This is a genomic window from Stenotrophomonas maltophilia, from assembly GCF_013464915.1.
GTDB classification, from domain to species: Bacteria; Pseudomonadota; Gammaproteobacteria; order Xanthomonadales; family Xanthomonadaceae; genus Stenotrophomonas; species Stenotrophomonas maltophilia_AT.
In genome coordinates this window covers 38,834-56,679 of sequence record NZ_RAVT01000048.1, presented here as the reverse complement: position 1 = coordinate 56,679, position 17,846 = coordinate 38,834, and the positions used below count along the sequence as shown (strand labels likewise).

At 68.3% G+C, this 17,846-nt stretch carries 18 protein-coding genes; 14 read left to right on the top strand and 4 right to left on the bottom strand.

From position 1 onward, the window contains the following. Positions 1 to 511 precede the first annotated feature (511 nt). Together msrA and D7T59_RS16470 are read right to left on the bottom strand one after the other, a co-directional pair. A complete protein-coding gene (gene msrA / locus D7T59_RS16475; protein ID WP_180852892.1) occupies positions 512 to 1,177 on the bottom strand; it encodes a peptide-methionine (S)-S-oxide reductase MsrA in 666 nt (221 codons plus the stop codon). A 30-nt stretch (positions 1,178 to 1,207) separates the two neighbouring features. Beyond that, positions 1,208 to 1,471 (bottom strand): putative signal transducing protein, encoded by a 264-nt coding sequence (locus tag D7T59_RS16470; RefSeq protein WP_164138983.1) that lies wholly within the window; start codon positions 1,469 to 1,471, stop codon positions 1,208 to 1,210. A gap of 223 nt (positions 1,472 to 1,694) precedes the next feature. Here D7T59_RS16470 and D7T59_RS16465 point away from each other — a divergent pair, with 223 nt between their 5' ends. The 6 genes from D7T59_RS16465 to D7T59_RS16440 all read left to right on the top strand — a co-directional run bounded on the left by D7T59_RS16465 (position 1,695) and on the right by D7T59_RS16440 (position 7,065). Continuing rightward, positions 1,695 to 3,443, top strand: coding sequence for a glutamine--tRNA ligase/YqeY domain fusion protein (locus D7T59_RS16465; RefSeq protein ID WP_180852891.1), 1,749 nt, complete (start codon positions 1,695 to 1,697; stop codon positions 3,441 to 3,443). Positions 3,444 to 3,486: 43 nt separating this feature from the next. Continuing rightward, positions 3,487 to 4,140, top strand: coding sequence for a hypothetical protein (locus D7T59_RS16460; RefSeq protein ID WP_164138980.1), 654 nt, complete (start codon positions 3,487 to 3,489; stop codon positions 4,138 to 4,140). 48 nt (positions 4,141 to 4,188) lie between these two features. Further along, positions 4,189 to 4,911, top strand: a complete 723-nt coding sequence (locus tag D7T59_RS16455) for a DUF6348 family protein (RefSeq protein WP_180852890.1) — start codon at positions 4,189 to 4,191, stop codon at positions 4,909 to 4,911. 97 nt (positions 4,912 to 5,008) lie between these two features. Then, positions 5,009 to 5,569 carry a nucleoside deaminase gene (locus D7T59_RS16450; protein ID WP_004154307.1) on the top strand — a complete coding sequence of 187 codons (561 nt, stop codon included), beginning with the start codon at positions 5,009 to 5,011 and terminating at the stop codon, positions 5,567 to 5,569. After that, complete coding sequence (rlmM, locus tag D7T59_RS16445) at positions 5,553 to 6,620, top strand: 23S rRNA (cytidine(2498)-2'-O)-methyltransferase RlmM (protein WP_005408149.1); 1,068 nt, start codon at positions 5,553 to 5,555, stop codon at positions 6,618 to 6,620. Before D7T59_RS16450 ends, rlmM begins: the two co-directional genes overlap by 17 nt. 49 nt (positions 6,621 to 6,669) lie before the next feature. Further along, on the top strand, positions 6,670 to 7,065 hold the full coding sequence (locus tag D7T59_RS16440; protein ID WP_164138976.1) for an EF-hand domain-containing protein: 396 nt from the start codon (positions 6,670 to 6,672) through the stop codon (positions 7,063 to 7,065). A 68-nt stretch (positions 7,066 to 7,133) separates the two neighbouring features. On the opposite strand, the gene D7T59_RS16435 is transcribed toward D7T59_RS16440, so the two are convergent. Both D7T59_RS16435 and ubiH read right to left on the bottom strand, forming a co-directional pair. Next, on the bottom strand, positions 7,134 to 8,315 hold the full coding sequence (locus D7T59_RS16435; protein WP_180852889.1) for a UbiH/UbiF family hydroxylase: 1,182 nt from the start codon (positions 8,313 to 8,315) through the stop codon (positions 7,134 to 7,136). Continuing rightward, on the bottom strand, positions 8,312 to 9,520 hold the full coding sequence (ubiH, locus tag D7T59_RS16430; RefSeq protein WP_180852888.1) for a 2-octaprenyl-6-methoxyphenyl hydroxylase: 1,209 nt from the start codon (positions 9,518 to 9,520) through the stop codon (positions 8,312 to 8,314). Before ubiH ends, D7T59_RS16435 begins: the two co-directional genes overlap by 4 nt. 106 nt (positions 9,521 to 9,626) lie before the next feature. Between ubiH and D7T59_RS16425 the strand changes: the two genes are divergently transcribed. The 8 genes from D7T59_RS16425 (at position 9,627) to apaG (ending at position 17,834) form a co-directional block, all read left to right on the top strand. Next, positions 9,627 to 10,211: a hypothetical protein gene (locus D7T59_RS16425; protein ID WP_049428818.1), complete on the top strand. Its 585-nt coding sequence runs from the start codon at positions 9,627 to 9,629 to the stop codon at positions 10,209 to 10,211. Positions 10,212 to 10,219: 8 nt separating this feature from the next. Beyond that, a complete protein-coding gene (locus tag D7T59_RS16420) occupies positions 10,220 to 10,774 on the top strand; it encodes a cob(I)yrinic acid a,c-diamide adenosyltransferase (RefSeq protein WP_164138970.1) in 555 nt (184 codons plus the stop codon). 9 nt (positions 10,775 to 10,783) lie between these two features. After that, complete coding sequence (locus D7T59_RS16415) at positions 10,784 to 11,722, top strand: histone deacetylase family protein (RefSeq protein ID WP_180852887.1); 939 nt, start codon at positions 10,784 to 10,786, stop codon at positions 11,720 to 11,722. Positions 11,723 to 11,811: 89 nt separating this feature from the next. Continuing rightward, the gene (gene lptD, locus D7T59_RS16410) at positions 11,812 to 14,313 is read left to right on the top strand and encodes an LPS-assembly protein LptD (RefSeq protein ID WP_180852886.1); all 2,502 of its coding nucleotides are present in this window, start codon (positions 11,812 to 11,814) and stop codon (positions 14,311 to 14,313) included. Next, positions 14,310 to 15,653: a peptidylprolyl isomerase gene (locus D7T59_RS16405; RefSeq protein ID WP_099552754.1), complete on the top strand. Its 1,344-nt coding sequence runs from the start codon at positions 14,310 to 14,312 to the stop codon at positions 15,651 to 15,653. Before lptD ends, D7T59_RS16405 begins: the two co-directional genes overlap by 4 nt. A gap of 3 nt (positions 15,654 to 15,656) precedes the next feature. Beyond that, a complete protein-coding gene (pdxA, locus tag D7T59_RS16400; protein ID WP_164138965.1) occupies positions 15,657 to 16,637 on the top strand; it encodes a 4-hydroxythreonine-4-phosphate dehydrogenase PdxA in 981 nt (326 codons plus the stop codon). Further along, positions 16,634 to 17,437 (top strand): 16S rRNA (adenine(1518)-N(6)/adenine(1519)-N(6))-dimethyltransferase RsmA, encoded by an 804-nt coding sequence (gene rsmA / locus D7T59_RS16395; RefSeq protein ID WP_164138964.1) that lies wholly within the window; start codon positions 16,634 to 16,636, stop codon positions 17,435 to 17,437. Before pdxA ends, rsmA begins: the two co-directional genes overlap by 4 nt. A 13-nt stretch (positions 17,438 to 17,450) precedes the next feature. Continuing rightward, positions 17,451 to 17,834, top strand: a complete 384-nt coding sequence (gene apaG / locus D7T59_RS16390; protein ID WP_005412297.1) for a Co2+/Mg2+ efflux protein ApaG — start codon at positions 17,451 to 17,453, stop codon at positions 17,832 to 17,834. Positions 17,835 to 17,846 lie beyond the last annotated feature (12 nt).

Genomic DNA, 17,846 nt, shown 5'->3' with positions numbered 1-17,846 from the left:
CCCCCCCCCCCCCCCCCCCCCCCCCCCCCCCCCCCCCCCCGCCCTCTGACAGTTTCCGGTGGCCGCCCGCCACGGAAGAAAGAAGAGCAACAGCGGGTCGCGCGCTGCGCTTGCTCGCAGCCGAGCATGGCTATGCCGGTCGTCCTGACCGGCACCCTCCGGGCCGTAGCAATCGACGTTGGCAGCGGCTCCTGCCGCTGCCTTCGGCTCTACAGGAAGCAGAAGCAGAAAAAGAAAAAGGACGCGGCGAACGCCGCGTCCTTTTTGTTTTCCATCAGTTCGTCAGTACACAAACGCTCTTGCCCACCGTCACCGGGAAACTGTCGAAGGTGGGACGGGGGCGGCTGGCAGGACCGTTGGCGCCATGGATGGCGCCATCGAGCCCCCAAGGACGGGTTTACGGCGTGTCCTGCCAGCCGCCCCCGTCCCGCCAAACCATCTGCAACCCAGAGCCGCTTTGGCTTTGGTAGTTGCTTTCAGCTTCTGCCCGACGCAGGCGGACCACCGCGCGTCAGCGCGGCGCCTCCACATCCAACCCGATCGGGCAGCTCACGCCGGTGCCGCCGATGCCGCAGTAACCGTTCGGGTTCTTCGCCAGGTACTGCTGGTGGTAATCCTCGGCGTAGTAGTACTCCGGCGCCGGGTACACGATCTCGGTGGTGATCGGACCGTAACCGGCGGCGTCCAGCTGCGCCTGGTAGGCCTCGCGGCTGGCCAGCGCGGCCTTGTACTGGGCCTCGTCGGTCGCGTGGATCGCCGAGCGGTACTGGGTGCCGGTGTCGTTGCCCTGGCGCATGCCCTGGGTCGGGTCGTGGCTTTCCCAGAACAGCTGCAGCAGCCGCTCCAGGCTCACCACCGCCGGGTCGAACACCACCTGCACCACTTCAGTGTGGCCAGTCAGGCCCGAGCAGACCTCTTCATAGGTCGGGTTCGGGGTGGTGCCACCGGCATAGCCCACCGAGGTGCTGTACACGCCCGGTTCGGTCCAGAACTTGCGCTCGGCGCCCCAGAAACAACCCAGCGCGAAACGGATCTGCTGCAGGCCGGCGAAACGGTCCTTCAGCGGATGGCTGTTCACGAAGTGCCGGTTGCTGTGCAGCGGCAACGGTTGGTCACGCCCCGGCAGGGCTTCTTCCGGGCGCGGCAGGCGCTGCTTGAAGGCGCCGATGCCGAGGATGCCCTGGCCAATTCCCAACATGATGCGCTCCTACGCCGGAAGGCCGGCTATGTCGTCTGCATCTGAAATGGGGCCGGACGGGGCTTGGCCCAAGTCCAGCGCGGCGACGATGTCCTCGGCCTGCGGCCGCGCCGCGTCGGGGATGCCGACCCGCAGTACGCCGAACAGCGGCAGCTCGCCCATCCCGCCCAGCAGCTGCTCGCCGAACACGAAGGCCGGGATGCCGGCGTCTTCCAATGCGTGCTTGACCAGGTGGGCGTCGAACAGGTTGTCGGCCTTGTACACGATGTGCATGCGGCGGCTCCGTGGGACAGGGTTCCAGCATACGCCCGGGGGCTGAATGGTGGTGGTGCGTTCTGCCGGCCAGCGGCCGGCACTACCGGAAGAGGGGGTGCCGGCACTACCGGAAGAGGGGTTGGTAGTGCCGGCCGCTGGCCGGCATTCCCACACCCCGCCGGGCAGCCCTGCCCCTTACGCGCTAAACTGTTGGTCTTTCTGCCTTTCTCTTCGCCGACTCATGTCCGAGCACACCCCCGCCAGCCCCGAGACCCCCGCCGACAGCCACGAGAAGCGCGATTTCATCCGCCAGATCGTGCGCGAGGACCTGGCCAGCGGAAAGCACCAGGCGATCAAGACCCGCTTCCCGCCGGAACCGAATGGCTACCTGCACATCGGCCATGCCAAGTCGATCTGCCTGAACTTCGGCATCGCCGGCGAGTTCAGCGGCGTCTGCAACCTGCGCTTCGACGACACCAACCCGGCCAAGGAAGACCCGGAATACGTGGCCGCGATCCAGGACGACGTGCGCTGGCTGGGTTTCGAATGGAACGAGCTGCGCCACGCTTCTGACTACTTCCAGACCTATTACCTGGCCGCCGAGAAGCTGATCGAACAGGGCAAGGCCTATGTCTGCGACCTGTCGGCCGAGGAAGTGCGCGCCTACCGCGGCACCCTGACCGAGCCGGGCCGTCCGTCGCCGTGGCGCGACCGCAGCGTCGAGGAGAACCTCGACCTGTTCCGCCGCATGCGCGCCGGTGAATTCCCGGATGGCGCGCGCACCGTCCGCGCCAAGATCGACATGGCCAGCGGCAACATCAACCTGCGCGATCCGGCGCTATACCGCATCAAGCACGTCGAGCACCAGAACACCGGCAACGCGTGGCCGATCTACCCGATGTACGACTTCGCCCACGCCCTGGGGGATTCGATCGAGGGCATCACCCACTCGCTGTGCACGCTGGAATTCGAAGACCACCGCCCGCTGTACGACTGGTGCGTGGACAACGTCGATTTCGCCCATGACGATGCGCTGACCCAGCCGCTGGTCGACGCCGGCCTGCCGCGCGAAGCCGCCAAGCCGCGCCAGATCGAGTTCTCGCGCCTGAACATCAACTACACGGTGATGAGCAAGCGCAAGCTGATGGCGCTGGTCACCGAACAGCTGGTGGACGGTTGGGAAGACCCGCGCATGCCGACCCTGCAGGGGCTGCGTCGCCGTGGCTACACCCCGGCCGCGATGCGCCTGTTCGCCGAGCGCGTCGGTATCAGCAAGCAGAATTCGCTGATCGACTTCAGCGTGCTCGAAGGCGCGCTGCGCGAAGACCTGGACAGCGCCGCGCCACGCCGCATGGCGGTAGTCGACCCGGTCAAGCTGGTGCTGACCAACCTGCCGGAAGGCCATGAGGAGCAGCTGACCTTCAGCAACCACCCGAAGGACGAAAGCTTCGGCAGCCGCCAGGTGCCGTTCGCGCGCGAAGTGTGGATCGACCGCGAGGACTTCGCCGAAGTGCCGCCGAAGGGCTGGAAGCGCCTGGTGCCGGGTGGTGAAGTGCGCCTGCGCGGCGCCGGCATCATCCGCTGCGACGAAGTGATCAAGGATGCCGACGGCACCATCACCGAACTGCGTGGCTGGCTGGATCCGGAATCGCGTCCGGGCATGGAAGGCGCCAACCGCAAGGTGAAGGGCACCATCCACTGGGTCAGCGCCGTGCATGGCGTGCCGGCGGAAATCCGTCTGTACGACCGCCTGTTCTCGGTGCCGAACCCGGACGACGAATCGGAAGGCAAGACCTACCGCGATTACCTGAACCCGGAATCGCGCCGCACCGTCACCGGCTATGTCGAACCAGCTGCGGCCAGCGCTGCGCCGGAACAGTCGTTCCAGTTCGAGCGTACCGGCTACTTCGTCGCCGACCGCCGCGACCACACCGAGGCCAAGCCCGTGTTCAACCGCAGCGTGACCCTGCGCGACACCTGGTCGGCCTGAGGACCTGCGCGGGCGCCAGGACGGCGCCCGCACGACCGCGACGATGATCACCGCCCTGTCCGTCCTGTTCTGGTTCATCTCGCAGCATCCGCTGCTGACGTTCTTTGCAGCGATGGTGCTGGCCGGCCTGGTGTCGTGGTGGCGGCGCTTCCCGGGCTACGCCATCGTGGTGTTCCCGCTGGCGATGCTCAACATGTTCCTCGGCCACTTCCTCAACGCCACCTTCCTCAATGCGGTGGGCGAGCGCGGTGAGGCGGTGATCGTCAAGGCCGAGGAAACCAATTCCACGCTCAACGAACAGTACATCTGGCGTTACGAAGCGGTGGTGCGCACCGCCGAGGGCCGCGATGTGGAAGTGGTGTTCCACACCAACACCGCCTCGCTGTGGCCGCTGGAAAACGCCATCCGCATCCCGGCGCAGAACCAGCCATTCGTGGTGAAGTACACGCCGGGCTTCCCGCGCAACTTCGTCATCCTCACCAACGAATCCCCGCACGGCATCGCCCAGGCCCGCGCCAGCGCACGCGAGCGCGTGGAGGTGGCGGCACGCAAGCTGCATTTCAGCCCGGGCAATGCCGACTTCCGTGCGGACTATCGCCGCGAGCTGGACACCTGGCTGCGTGATCATGGCAACGATCCGCAGCAGCAGTCCGACGCGCAGCGCTATCGTGCCGAGCGCGACGCACTCGACCATTGACACCCGGCCCAGCCTGGATGTCCCACCCGATCCATCCACAGGCCTGACATGACCACCACCTCCACCGCGCTCCTCCCGCTGCTGCAGCAGGTCCTGCAGGACGCCGGCATCGCCTGCCGCATCGACGGCGGCGCACTGCTGCTGGACAGCGGGCTGCGCCTGACCCCTCACGCAATGGCCGCGCACGCGCGCGACAATGGCGGCTGGCAGACGTCCACGGTCATCGAGGCACAGCACCCCATCCTGTTCGCTGATGGCCTGTTCGAGTACCAGCACGCCAACGGTGCCGACGAACGGGCCTCGCTGCTGTCCGGCTTCCAGGCCTGGGTGCGGGTGGACCTGGCGACCCTGCAGACTGCAGTGGGCGCCGACGACGCACAGGGCCTGCCGATGATGGGCCTGACCTACCCGACCGGCGACGACGGCGAGGAACACGAGCGCACCGTGGTGCTGGGGCCGTTGGCGCACTACCGCGCGCAGGACGTGGATGCCTCCACCTGCAGCGAAGACGATCATGGTTCCTGCCCCTGCTGCCTGTTCACCAGGAGCATGGACGCCTTCGACGAACTGCTGAAGGCGCGCCAGTTCCTGGCCATCCGCCTGTTCGCCTCGCGCGATGCCGATGGCCTGTGCGAGGCCGATTGCCGGGTCAACGGCCACGACTTTGCCGCCGCTCTGCCCCTGTTGCGCGCCTACGCGGCCAGCTGGCCGCAGGCCGGGCTGGAATTCCGCAAGCAGTACGTGGTGATCCGCACCGGCTCGCCGGGCTGACCCACCGCCACGCCCGATACAGGCCGGTGCGGCTACACTGCGCGCCGGTTTCCCAAGCAACCGCACTTTTTCCCATCCCACACGAGGCACCCCCGCGATGCTGTACGCGCAAGTCCACCTGACCCTTCCCGCCTGGATCCACGACCAGATCGACCTGGATCGTCGATATCCGGGCGATGAGGCCAAGGTCGCGCTGGCGATCGAGCTGTCGCGGCTGAACGTCGAGCACGCCAGTGGCGGCCCGTTCGGTGCGGTGGTGTTCGGCCCGGACGACAAGGTCATCGCCGCAGGCGTGAACCGGGTGATGCCGCACGCGACCTCGCTGGCGCACGCCGAGAACATGGCCTACATGCTGGCCCAGCAGCGCCTGCAGACCCCGCGCCTGAATGCGGTGCTGTCGCCGGTCACCCTGGCCACCAGCTCGCAGCCGTGCTGCCAGTGCTACGGCGCCACGGTGTGGGCCGGCATCGACCGCCTGCTGATCGGCGCCAACTCGGCCGATGTCGAGGAACTCACTCCGTTCGACGAAGGCCCGCTGCCGGCCGACTGGGTGGGTGAACTCAACAAGCGTGGCATCGAAGTGGTGCAGGGCCTGAACCGCGACGCCGCGCGCAGCGTGCTGCGTGCCTATGGGGAAAGCGATGGCGCCCGTTACTGAAACCGGCATCGGCCTGCTGTGCCTGTGCCGGCAGGGCTTCGAGCCCGAGCTGGCCGGCGAGCTGCAGTTCCGCGCGGGCGAAGCCGGTTTCGCCGGCTATGCGCGCACCCAGCGCAATGATGGCTACGTACTGTTCATGTGCGACGAAGCCGCCGCGCTGGCGCCCCGCCTGCGCTGGCGCGAGCTGATCTTCGCGCGGCAGAAGCTGGTGGTGCTGGCCGAACTGCCGCAGCTGGACCCGGCCGACCGCATCACCCCGATGCTCGACGTGCTGGCCGATGCGCCGCGCTTCGGCGACCTGTGGGTGGAACACCCGGACTCGGACGCCGGCAAGCCGCTGTCCGGGCTTGCCCGCGCCTTCGGCAACGCGCTGCGCCCGGCGCTGCGCAAGGCCGGCAAGCTGACCGACAAGCCGAACAACCGCCTGCCGCGCCTGCACGTGGTGTTCGTCGACGGCACCCATGCCTTTGTCTGCGTGGCCGACCCGGCCGACAGCGCGCCGTGGGCCTTGGGCATTCCACGCCTGAAGCTGCTGCCCGAAGCGCCCTCGCGTTCGGCACTGAAGCTGGACGAAGCGCTGCTGACCCTGCTGACCCCGGAAGAACGTGAAGCGCTGGCCAAGCCTGGAATGCGCGCGGCCGACCTTGGCGCCGCTCCCGGCGGCTGGACCTGGGTGCTGACCCGCCAGCACATGCACGTGCTGAGCATCGACAATGGCCCGCTGCGCCAGCACGTGCTGGACACCGGCCTGGTCGAGCACCTGCGCGCCGATGGCTTCCACTGGCATCCCGAGCAACCGCTGGACTGGATGGTCTGCGACATGGTCGAGCAACCGCGCCGCGTCGCCGAGCGCATGGCCACCTGGTTCCGCGAAGGCTGGTGCCGGCACGCGATCTTCAACCTGAAGCTGCCGATGAAGAAGCGCTGGGACGAGACCCGGCTGTGCCTGGACCTGTTCCAGGACCAGGCCGGCAAGCCGCTGGTGGTACGCGCCAAGCAGCTGTACCACGACCGTGAGGAGATTACGGTACTGGCCTCGCCGCTGCGTTGAGGGACATGCACGCCGGGCATGGCCCGGCGCTACCAAGGAGGAAGAACCCATGCAAGGTCGTTCGATTGCACTGCTGGCCGTTCTGCTGATGAGCACAACGGCGATGGCCCAGCAGCTGCCGCACACCCCTGCGCAGAGCCAGCCGCTGGGCCCCACCGGCGGCGCGATCCGCCAGCAACCGCTGGATGCCGGCCGGGTCAGCGGCAGCGTCGAGATTGCACAGCCGGCCGGTGAGGCACAGGTAACCGTACGCTCGCTGGAACCAAGCAGCGTGGTCGGCCAGTACCGCATCCACTTCGCTGCGCTGGACGTGAATGGCGATGGTTTCATCAGCCGCGAGGAAGCGCAGGCCAACCCGGCGCTGGCCGATGAGTTCAATGCGTTGGACGTGAAGCGTCGCGGCAAGCTGGATCGTGCCGACCTGGCCGGTTGGCTGGTTGATTGAAAAAGGGGACGGAGGGGATTAAGTCGCATGTGCACATACGACTTAATCCCCTCCGTCCCTTTTTTGCATCAGACCCCGGCGGCGCGCTTCCAGAACGCCTGCACCAGCGGCGGCCATCTGCCGACGCAGCCCAGCGCGCGGCCGCGGGCCAGGGTCAGGTGCATTTCGTCGTTGGAGAACAGGCGGTTGATCGCGTCGAAGCTGTAGGCGGCGATCTGGTTGTCGCTGCGGCGTTCGCGCGCCCAGCGCTGCAGGCGCTGCGGCGACAGGCGCGGCTGGCCGCGGCGTTCGGCCGACGGCGCCAGCCACTGCTGCAGGGCGGCGACATCGCGCAGGCCCAGGTTCACGCCCTGCCCGGCCAGCGGATGCACCACATGCGCGGCATCTCCCAATGCCAGCACGCGGCCGGCCACGTAGTGGCGGGCCAGCTGGCGGCGCAGCGGGAACGCTGCACGCGGTGATGCCAGGCGCAGGTCTCCCAGGCGTGCAGCGAAGGCGCGGGTCAGTTCGCGGTTGAACGCATCCTCGTCCAGGGCGAGCACGCGCGCGGCCTCATCCTCGGGCAGGGTCCAGACGATCGAGCTGCGACGCTCGGCCACCGGCAGCAACGCCAGCGGACCGGTCGGCAGGAAGCGCTGCCAGGCGGTGGCCTGGTTGGGAAGATCGCTGTCCACGTAGGCCACCACGCCACGCTGGTGGTAATCGTGCCGCTCCACCTCGATCCCGGCCAGCTGGCGCAGGGTCGATTCGGCACCATCGGCGGCCACCGCCAACGACGCTTCGAGGCGACGACCGTCGTCCAGGCGCAGGCGCACGCTGTCCTCGTCCTGCTCCAGCGCTTCCACCCGTGCCGGGCAATGCAGCTGCACGCCCGCCGCGGGCAGCGCCGCCCACAGGCGGTCCTGCAGCAGTCCGTTCTCGACGATGTAGCCCAGCTCACGACGGCCGAAGCGATCAGCGTCGAACAGCAGATCCTCGCCACCCGCAGCATCCCATACCTGCATGCGCCGGTAAGGCCAGGCGCGGGCCTGCGCGATCGCCGGCCACACGCCAAGGCGGTTCAACAGCTGCACGTTGTCGGCAGCGAACGCGAACACGCGCAGGTCCGGTTGTGCAACCTGCCACGCTGCCGGTTCACGGCCTTCCACCAGTGCAACCGACAGGCCGGCGTCGGCCAGCGCCAACGCGCAGGCGGCACCGACCACGCCACCGCCGACGATGGCCACATCCAGTCGTGCGCGGCGGCTCATGCGGCTTCTCCGCGGCACAACCGCGGTACTTCGCCACGGAAGCCCATCGCGCCACCGACCAGCATCGACTGTACCGAGGCACGTTGTGCGGCCACCAGGCCGAGACTGCGCAGCGGCCGCATCAGCGGCGCCGGGTTGCTGGTCAGCCGCGCCAGGCCTCCGGAGAACGCCACGGTCTGCCGGCGATCCTCCACGCGGCGCGCGACATAGGCCTGCAGCAACGCATCACTACCGGCATCATCGATGGAATCTTCCAGCAGTTCGGCCAGGGTCAGCGCATCGCGCAGGCCCAGGTTGAAGCCCTGTGCCCCCAGCGGGTGGATGGTCTGCGCGGCATTGCCGAGCAGCACCGTGCGTTCACCGGCCAACGCGCGCGACAGCACCTGGATCAGCGGATAGGCACTGCGTGGGCCGGAGTCGAGCAGGCGGCCGGCACGCCAGCCGATCGCATCCTGCAGGCGCTGCAGCCAGGCCGCATCGTCCAGCGCCATCACGGCATCGGCCTGATCACGAGCGACGCCATGCACGGTACCGAAATGGCGGTCGCCGCGTGGCAGCAGGGCGGTCGGGCCGGTGTCGGTGAAGCGCTCCCAGGCCGTGCCGTCCGGCGCACGCTGGCTGCGCACGCGGGCCACGAACAGGGTCTGCTGGAAATCATGGCGATCGACCTCGATGCCCAGCGCACCACGCACGCCACTGGTCGTACCGTCGGCACCCACCACCAGCCGTGCCAGCACTACGCGCTCGCCGGCCTCGTCGGCGACCCGCACCTGGCGGTAGCCGTCGACCACCTCGCCCAGGCCCAGGAACCGCATCGGCCGGTAACGGTGCAGCCGCGGCAGCTCCTGCAGGCGCGCTTCCAGCGCCTGGCCGAAGTCGCGGGCGACCACCACCTGGCCGAACCATGGCCGGTCATAATCGGCCGCCTCCAGCTGCACACGGCCGAAATCGCCGGCGCGGCTGACGTGGATGCGCCGGATGGGGCCCGGCGCCATCGCCAGTTTCTGCATTACCCCCAGCGCGGTCAGCGCGTTGACGGTGGCTGCGGCGAAACTGAGGTTGCGCTGGTCGAACACCGCCGGCAGCTCGCCGGCCGGGCTGGCCTCGAGCAGGCCCACGTCGCGGCCGAGGCGGTCCAGGGCAATGGCCAGGCTGGCGCCGACCAGGCCACCACCGACAATCAGCACGTCATGTCGTTCACTCATGTGTTCATGATACGCGCTCGCCCCGTCTGTACGCCGAACGGCCGGTCCTGCGCCAACCCGCGCGGCGGGCTAGAATGAAACCTGAATCCGCTCCGGGCCCGCCTCCATGTCCGACACTGCCAACCGCGCCTTCGTCCTGTCCGTACTCGTACTGGTGCTGGCGGCGACCCGGGTCAACCACTTCGCGGCGATCCCCGATGCCTCGTGGGCGGTGTTCTTCATCGGTGGCTTCTACCTGGCGCGCTGGACGCGCTGGGCGTTCCCGCTGCTGATGGTGTTCGCGGTGCTGGTCGACTGGATCGTGATCCGCAGCAGCGGCCTGGACTTCTGGCAGCACTACTGCGTGTCGCCGGGCTACTGGCTGCTGCTGCCGGCGTATTTCTCGCTGTGGGCCGGCGGCATGCTGCTGGGCCGCAACTATCAGACCGCGCGCTGGCCGGTGCTGGCCAAGGGCGCGCTGCTGCTGGTGGCCTCGGTGGCGGTCTGCCACCTGCTGGCGCAGGGCGGTTTCTACTGGAGCAGCCGCAACGTGGCCGAGCCGACCCTGGCCGGCTGGGCGCAGAACTACGCGCAGTGGTTCGGCCCCTACCTGCGCACCACCGCCATCTACGTGGCGCTGGCCGCCGCGCTGCAGCTGGCCGTGGAGCAGGTGCTGAAGCTCCAGCAGGCCCGCCGCGATATCCGGCACTGAGCCACGCCATGGGTCATCGCCTCTCGCGCATCTACACCCGCACCGGCGACGACGGCAGTACCGGCCTCGGTGACGGCCAGCGCGTCGCCAAGGATGACGCCCGGGTGGCGTCCTACGGCACCGTCGACGAGGCCAACGCCGCGCTCGGCCTGCTGCTGGCGGCGCCGTTGCCGGAGGACGTACGCGCACTGGTCGTGCACCTGCAGCACCAGCTGTTCGACCTGGGTGCCGAGCTTTGCATCCCCGGCCACGCCGCGATCCACGCCGCCGATGTCTCGGCACTGGAGCAGCAGCTGGACCACTACAACGCCGGCCTGCCGATGCTGAAGGAGTTCATCCTGCCGGCCGGGGGCGAGGGGGCTGCGCGCTGCCATCTGGCGCGCACCATTGTCCGCCGCGCCGAGCGCGAGACGGTCACCCTGGCCCGCCACGAAGCCGTGCGCAGCGAGGCGCTGCAGTACCTCAACCGGCTGTCGGACCTGCTGTTCGTGCTGGCCCGGGTGCTGGCCCGTGCCGACGGCCAGGGCGAGGCGCTGTGGCAACCGCAGCAGCGACAGCGCTGAGTCGGCACGATGCTGGTCTACACCCATCCGTCCTGCCTGCTGCACGACCCCGGCCGCGGCCACCCGGAGTGCCCGCAACGCCTGCAGTACGTACTCGATGCGCTGCATGCGGCCTTCCCTGGGCAGCTCGAATGGCGCGAGGCGCCTCCGGCCAAGTTCGGTGAGCTGACCCGGGTCCACGACAGCGCCCTGCTGGACTTCGTGCTGCAGCCGCAGAGCGTGCCGCTGCGCCAGCTGGACATGGACACCTGGACCTCGCCAGGCTCGGCCAGTGCCGCCGTGCACGCCGCCGGTGCCGGCGTGGCCGCGGTCGATGCGGTGATGCTGGGCGACGACCCTGTGGCCTTCTGCGCGGTGCGTCCGCCCGGCCACCACGCCACCAGCAGCACGGCGATGGGCTTCTGCCTGCTCAACAACATCGCCATCGCTGCTGCCTATGCCCGCGACCGTCATGGCCTGGAGCGGATCGCGGTGGTCGATTTCGACGTGCACCACGGCAATGGCACCCAGGACATCTTCCAGCACGATGCCCGGGTCTCGTACTACAGCACGCACCAGGCCGGGCTGTTCCCCAACTCCGGCCTGCGCCGCGACCGCGGCGCAGGCAACCTGATGAACATCCTGCTGCCCCCCGGCAGCGGTGGCTTCCGCTTCCGCAACGTCTGGGCCGACGAGATGCTGCCGGCCATCGACGACTTCCGCCCGCAGCTGTTGCTGATTTCGGCCGGCTTCGACGCCCACCTGCGCGACCCGCAGGCCGACCTGATGCTGGAAACCGAGGATTTCGCCTGGATCACCGGTGAACTGCATGCGCTGGCACGCCGCCACGGGGCCGGCCGGGTGGTGTCGATGCTGGAGGGCGGCTATGACCTGCAGGCACTGGCCGAGTGCAGTGTGGCCCATGTCCAGGCCCTGATCTCAGCTGCTGGCGGCAACGCTGCCGGATGAACCCGAACCGGCAACCTCCGGCGCCCTTCATTGCCCCTATGCAAGGGATGGGGCAAGCTACCGTCCGTTTTCGCCCGAATCCGAACCGCGTGCGCCGAGCCCTCCGCCTGCTTCCCCTGCCTCTGAGCATCGCCATCAGCCTGCCGGTGATGGCCGATGAAAAGCCGCTCAACTGGGGCCTGTGCCCGGCCACCGACGTCATCCCCGCGTTCACCGACGCCCCGACCCCGGTCCCCGGCCAGGACAAGGCCAGCGCCGCCGCCGCGCGCGAGCAGCAGCCGACCGACATCGAGGGTGACCAGCTGCTGGGCACCACCACCGTGCCGCAGTACGAAGGCAACGTGGCGCTGCGCCGTGGCGACCAGTTCGTCGGTACCGACAAGCTCAGCTTCGATACCGAGACCGGCAACTACATCGCCGACGGCAATGTGCGCTACCAGGACGGGTCGATCCGGATGGTCGCCAAGCGTGCCGAGGGCAACCAGGAAAGCGACACCCACAAGATCACCGACATCCAGTACCAGCTGGTGTCGCGCCGCGGCAACGGCGATGCCGAATCGGTCGACCTGCAGGGTGCGGTCGGCCAGATGCACCGCTCCACCTACACCACCTGCGACCCCTCGCAGCCAGTGTGGAAGCTGTCGGCACCGCAGATCGAAGTGGACAACGACGAGGGCTTCGGCACCGCGCGCAACGCCGTGCTGCGCATCGGCAAGGTGCCGGTGCTGTGGGCGCCGTACTTCAAGTTCCCGATCGATGACCGCCGCAAGACCGGCCTGCTGTTCCCGCAGCTGGGCATGTCCGGGCGCAACGGCTTCGACTACGCCCAGCCGATCTACTTCAACCTGGCGCCGAACTACGACGACACGCTGACCCCGCGCTACATGAGCCGGCGCGGCCTGCTGCTCGACAACGAGTTCCGCTACCTCTACAACGGCGGCCGCGGCGAGGTGTTGACCTCGTTCATGCCCAACGACCGCCTGCGCGACCGTGACCGCGGCCGGGTGATGTTCAGCGGCTACCACAACGTGGACAGCCACTGGCAGGCCCGTGCCAACCTGGCCTGGGTCAGCGACGAGCGCTATGTCGAGGATTTCGCCAACCGCCTGGTGGGGGTGACCGCCTCCAACCTGCAGAGCACGGTGGGCCTGTATGGCACCGGCACGAACTGGACGGCCGGCATCATGGCCGACCGCTGGCAGCTGACCGACTACACCCTCGACGAGCGCGCCCTGCCCTACAACCGCCAGCCGCGCCTGTACTTCAACTGGGACAAGCCGGTCCGCTCATGGCTGGAAACCGGCATCTACGCCGAAGCCGTGCGCTTCACCCACGACGACATCAACTTCAAGAACGCCGTCGGCACCGGCGAGGATCTGCAGTACACGCGGACGGGCCAACAGCTCACCTCCGGCGTTGGTGTCAGCGGTGGTTCGCGACTGGACGTGAAGCCGTATGTGTCGTTCCCGATCAGCGGCGCAGCCTGGTATGTGACCCCGACCCTGGCCTACCGCTACACCGCCTACCAGCTGGATCGCGGCCTGGTCGACGGCGTCAACGGCATCCAGGCCCAGATCCTGCGTTCGCAGGGCATCGACCCGAACACGGCCACGCCCGAGCAGCTGCGCGGCAATACCTCGCCCAGCCGCAGCCTGCCGATCGGCAGCATCGATGCCGGCCTGTTCTTCGACCGCGAAACCAGCATCCGCGGCAAGTCCTTCCTGCAGACCCTGGAACCGCGCCTGTTCTACTTGCGCACGCCGTACCGCAACCAGGACGAGCTGCCGATCTTCGATACCCGCGACTTCACCTTCAGCTGGGGCCAGCTGTTCCGCGACTCGCGCTATACCGGCGCCGACCGCCAGAACGACGCCAACCAGCTGACCCTGGCGCTGAGTACCCGCTTCATCGACCAGACCACCGGCAAGGAACGTTTCTCGGCCTCGATCGGCCAGATCCAGTACTTCGATGAGTCACGGGTGAGCGTCACCCCCGGCGGCGCGCCGGTGGAAAAGGGCAAGTCGGCCTGGATCGCCGACGGCAACTACATGATCAACGACCGCTGGACCCTGGGCGCCACCTACCAGTGGGACCCGAAGTACAAGCGCGAGGATCTGGCCAGCGTCCGTGCCCGTTACCTGATGCCCAACGACGGCGTGGTCAACCTGAGCTACCGCTACCGCATCAATGCCGGTGCCCTGCCGGGTGCCAACAAGCATGACCGCACCCTGCTGGAGCAGGCCGACCTGTCGTTCCTGTACCCGCTGAATGCGCGCTGGAGCCTGGTCGGCCGCTATTACTACTCGCTGCAGGACAAGGAGCCGCTGGAAATCATCGGCGGTGTCCAGTGGGACAGCTGCTGCCTGGCCGTGCGTGTGGTCGGCCGCCGCTATGTCCGCAATCGCGAAGGCGAGATGAACAACTCCATCCAGGTGGAGTTCGTCCTGAAGGGCCTGAGCTCCATCGGCCAGGACACGGACCGCACTCTGCGCCGTGCTATCCTCGGCTACAACCGCGACGACCTCTATCTCGTGCCGCCCAGCAACACCGGAGCGACCCGTGATGACTACGATCCGAATCTGATCCCATGACCAAGCGCTTCCCCGTTCTACTCGCCTCGCTGCTGGCGGTGTCCAGCGTGTCCGCCCCCCTGCAGGTGCTTGCCCAGGAGGCGCAGCCGCTCGACCGCATCGCCGCCGTCGTCGATGAGGACGTGATCCTGCAGAGCGAGCTCCAGCGTGCGATCGCCAACATCAAGGCGCAGTACGCCGGCCGGGAAAACCAGCTGCCGCCGGAAGACGTGCTCAGCCGCCAGGTGCTCGAGCGCCTGGTGCTGGTCAAGCTGCAGGTGGCCCGCGCCCAGGGCAGCGGCATCCGTGTCGGCGACCAGGAGCTGAACCAGGCGATGAACTCCATCGCCCAGCAGAACGGTTCGAACCTGGATGCCCTGCGCCAGCGCCTGGCCCACGACGGCATCGATTTCAACGATTTCCGCGCCTCGGTGCGTGACGAGATCACCGTGCAGCGCCTGCGCCAGAGCTTCGCGCAGAGCCGCATCAGCGTCAGCGAGGGCGAGGTCGATGCCGCGCTGAAGCAGCAGGCCACTGCCGGCAACCAGTATCACCTGGCACACATCCTGGTCGCGCTGCCGGACGGCGCCAACGCCGACCAGATCGCCACCGGCCAGAAGAAGGCCGACGGTGTGAAGGCGCTGCTGGACAAGGGCGAACTGGACTTCAACGCGGCCGCCGTGCGCTATTCGGACAGCCCCAACGCGCTGGAAGGCGGCGACCTGGGCTGGCGCAGCCTGGATGAGATCCCGCAGGCGTTCGCGCAGATGATGGAAAAGATGAAGCCCGGCGAAGTGGTCGGCCCGATCCGCGGCCCCAGCGGCTTCCAGCTGCTGAAGCTGGTGGAAGTGCGCGATGCCAGCGCCGCTGCCGGCGCCAGCACCGTCACCGAGTACCACGGCCGCCACATCCTGGTGCGCGTGGACGATCATCAGACCGACGCGGCCGCCAAAGCCAAGATCGATACCCTGCGTGCCCGCATTGCAGGTGGCGCGGACTTCGAGACCGTGGCCAAGGAGTCCTCCGAGGACAACAACAGCAAGGGCCAGGGCGGCGATCTGGGCTGGTTCCCGGCCGATGCGTTCGGTCCGGCCTTTGGCCAGCAGGTGGCCGGTATCCAGGACGGCGGCGTCAGCCAGCCGTTCCGCACCGATGCCGGTTGGCACATCCTACAGCGCGTGGCTACCCGCCAGACCGACGTGACCAACGACAACCAGCGGGCCCAGGTCCGCGAGACCATTGGCCGCCGCAAGCTGGAAGACGAGTACAACCGCTTCCTGCAGGAACTGCGTGGCGAAGCCTACGTCAGCTTCCGCAGCGGTGACCGCGCGGAAAACACCGCCACGCCGCCGCAGTCCTGATCGATGCGCCCCGAGCTCGCTCTGGTACCGGGCGAGCCCGCCGGGATCGGCCCGGAGCTGTGCGTCCGCCTTGTCCAGCAGCCGCGTGAAGATTGCCGGCTGCTGGCCTTCGCCGACCCGGACACCCTGCGCGCGGCTGCCGCCGCGCTGAACCTGCCGCTGCAACTGTTGCCCGAGGATGCCGAAGCGCGTGTCCCCGGCGACCTGCGCCTGCGCGTGGTGGCCAATGCCGCCCCGAGCCACTTCGGCCGTGCCGATCCGGCCAATGCCGGCGCGGTCATCGGCGCCCTGCTGGGTGCTGGCCAGGCCTGCCTGTCCGGCGAACTGCACGGCGTGGTGACCGGCCCGGTGCACAAGGCGGTCATCAACGAGGGCGGCATCGCCTACAGCGGCACCACCGAACTGCTGGCCGACCAGGCCGGGGTGAAGGTGGTGATGATGCTGGCCAACCCCATCGTGCGCGTGGCCCTGGCCACCACCCACCTGCCGTTGCGCGAGGTGGCCGACGCGATCACCGCGCCCCGCCTGGAACACATCCTGCGCACCCTGCATGCCGCACTGCGGCGCGAATTCGGCCTGCCTGCACCCCGCATCGCCGTGCTCGGCCTGAACCCGCACGCCGGCGAAGACGGCCACCTGGGTCGCGAAGAGCTGGACCTGATCATTCCCCTGATGCAGCGCCTGCGCGCAGAGGGCATGGACCTGATCGGGCCACTGCCGGCCGATACCGCGTTCCTGCCGGCCAAGCTGGCCGGCTTCGACAGTGTGCTGGCGATGTACCACGACCAGGGCCTGCCGGTGCTGAAGTACTCGGGCTTCGAGCAGGCGGTGAACCTGACCCTGGGCCTGCCCTACCCACGCGTAGCGGTGGACCATGGCACCGCGCTGGACCTGGCCGGCCGCGGCATCGCCGATCCTTCCAGCCTGCAGGCGGCAACGACGTTGTGTGCGCAGCTTGCGCGGCAACGTACACTGAGCGCATGAATTCCCCGCATTCCCCCTCCGGCCCGGTGTTCACCGCCCCGGCCAAGAAACAGCTTGGCCAGCATTTCCTGGCCGATCGCCACTACATCGACAAGATCGTGATGGCGGTCAACCCGAAAGACGGCGACCGGCTGGTCGAGATCGGTCCCGGCCAGGGCGCGATCACCCTGCCGCTGCTGCGCGTGCACCCGAAGCTGACGGTGATCGAGTTCGACCGCGACCTGATCGCGCCGCTGACCGCCGCCGCCGAACCGCTGGGCGAGCTGACCATCGTCCACCGCGACGTGCTGCGCGTGGACTTCACCGAGCTGGCCGCCGGCCAGCCGATCCGCCTGGTCGGCAACCTGCCCTACAACATCTCCTCGCCGATCCTGTTCCATGCTCTGGAACATGCCGCGGTGATCCGCGACATGCACTTCATGCTGCAGAAGGAAGTGGTCGACCGCATGGCCGCCGGCCCCGGCAGCAAGGTGTACGGCCGGCTCAGCGTGATGCTGCAGGCGTACTGCCAGGTGACCTCGCTGTTCGTGGTGCCGCCGGGCGCGTTCCGGCCGCCGCCGAAGGTCGATTCGGCCGTGGTGCGGCTGGTGCCGCGCGACCCGGCAACGATCAACATCCTCGATCACAAGCGCTTCGCCGAGGTGGTCAAGGCCGCCTTCGGCCAGCGCCGCAAGACCCTGCGCAATGCGCTCAACAACGTCGTGACGGCCGAGCAGTTCGTGGCCGCCGGCGTGCGCCCCGATGCCCGCGCCGAACAGCTGGATGTGGCTGAATTCATCGCTTTGGCCAATGCCTCCTGATTACACTGCCGGTATGGAAGACGCTGACGTTTATGCCATCTCCGTCGAAGTCGCACCGCGCTTCCTCGACGATCAATCCGCGCCGGAAGACGGGCGCTATGCGTTCGCCTACACGATCCGCATCCACAACCAGGGGCGTGTTGCCGCGCGCCTGGTCGCACGCCACTGGCGCATCACCGATGCCAACGGCCGCGTCGAGCATGTCGATGGCGACGGGGTGATCGGCGAGCAGCCGCGCCTGCGCCCCGGTGAAGACTTCCATTACACGTCCGGTGTCATGCTGGGGACCGATCACGGGACCATGCAGGGCCACTACGACATGGTCGCCGACGACGGCACCGAATTTGCCGCGCCGGTCGCACCTTTCGTGCTGGCCATCCCGCGTACCCTGCACTGACACGGAGGCCGA

What these genes read in the sequence shown, in the direction of transcription:
- D7T59_RS16420 (WP_164138970.1), top strand. Translation starts at nt 10,220, where the DNA reads ATGGGTCATCGCCTCTCGCGCATCTACACCCGCACCGGCGACGACGGC.
- D7T59_RS16425 (WP_049428818.1), top strand. Translation starts at nt 9,627, where the DNA reads ATGTCCGACACTGCCAACCGCGCCTTCGTCCTGTCCGTACTCGTACTG.
- D7T59_RS16435 (WP_180852889.1), bottom strand. Translation starts at nt 8,315, where the DNA reads ATGAGCCGCCGCGCACGACTGGATGTGGCCATCGTCGGCGGTGGCGTG.
- rsmA (WP_164138964.1), top strand. Translation starts at nt 16,634, where the DNA reads ATGAATTCCCCGCATTCCCCCTCCGGCCCGGTGTTCACCGCCCCGGCC.
- D7T59_RS16405 (WP_099552754.1), top strand. Translation starts at nt 14,310, where the DNA reads ATGACCAAGCGCTTCCCCGTTCTACTCGCCTCGCTGCTGGCGGTGTCC.
- D7T59_RS16460 (WP_164138980.1), top strand. Translation starts at nt 3,487, where the DNA reads ATGATCACCGCCCTGTCCGTCCTGTTCTGGTTCATCTCGCAGCATCCG.
- pdxA (WP_164138965.1), top strand. Translation starts at nt 15,657, where the DNA reads ATGCGCCCCGAGCTCGCTCTGGTACCGGGCGAGCCCGCCGGGATCGGC.
- D7T59_RS16465 (WP_180852891.1), top strand. Translation starts at nt 1,695, where the DNA reads ATGTCCGAGCACACCCCCGCCAGCCCCGAGACCCCCGCCGACAGCCAC.
- D7T59_RS16415 (WP_180852887.1), top strand. Translation starts at nt 10,784, where the DNA reads ATGCTGGTCTACACCCATCCGTCCTGCCTGCTGCACGACCCCGGCCGC.
- rlmM (WP_005408149.1), top strand. Translation starts at nt 5,553, where the DNA reads ATGGCGCCCGTTACTGAAACCGGCATCGGCCTGCTGTGCCTGTGCCGG.
- D7T59_RS16455 (WP_180852890.1), top strand. Translation starts at nt 4,189, where the DNA reads ATGACCACCACCTCCACCGCGCTCCTCCCGCTGCTGCAGCAGGTCCTG.
- D7T59_RS16440 (WP_164138976.1), top strand. Translation starts at nt 6,670, where the DNA reads ATGCAAGGTCGTTCGATTGCACTGCTGGCCGTTCTGCTGATGAGCACA.
- D7T59_RS16470 (WP_164138983.1), bottom strand. Translation starts at nt 1,471, where the DNA reads ATGCACATCGTGTACAAGGCCGACAACCTGTTCGACGCCCACCTGGTC.
- D7T59_RS16450 (WP_004154307.1), top strand. Translation starts at nt 5,009, where the DNA reads ATGCTGTACGCGCAAGTCCACCTGACCCTTCCCGCCTGGATCCACGAC.
- ubiH (WP_180852888.1), bottom strand. Translation starts at nt 9,520, where the DNA reads ATGAGTGAACGACATGACGTGCTGATTGTCGGTGGTGGCCTGGTCGGC.
- apaG (WP_005412297.1), top strand. Translation starts at nt 17,451, where the DNA reads ATGGAAGACGCTGACGTTTATGCCATCTCCGTCGAAGTCGCACCGCGC.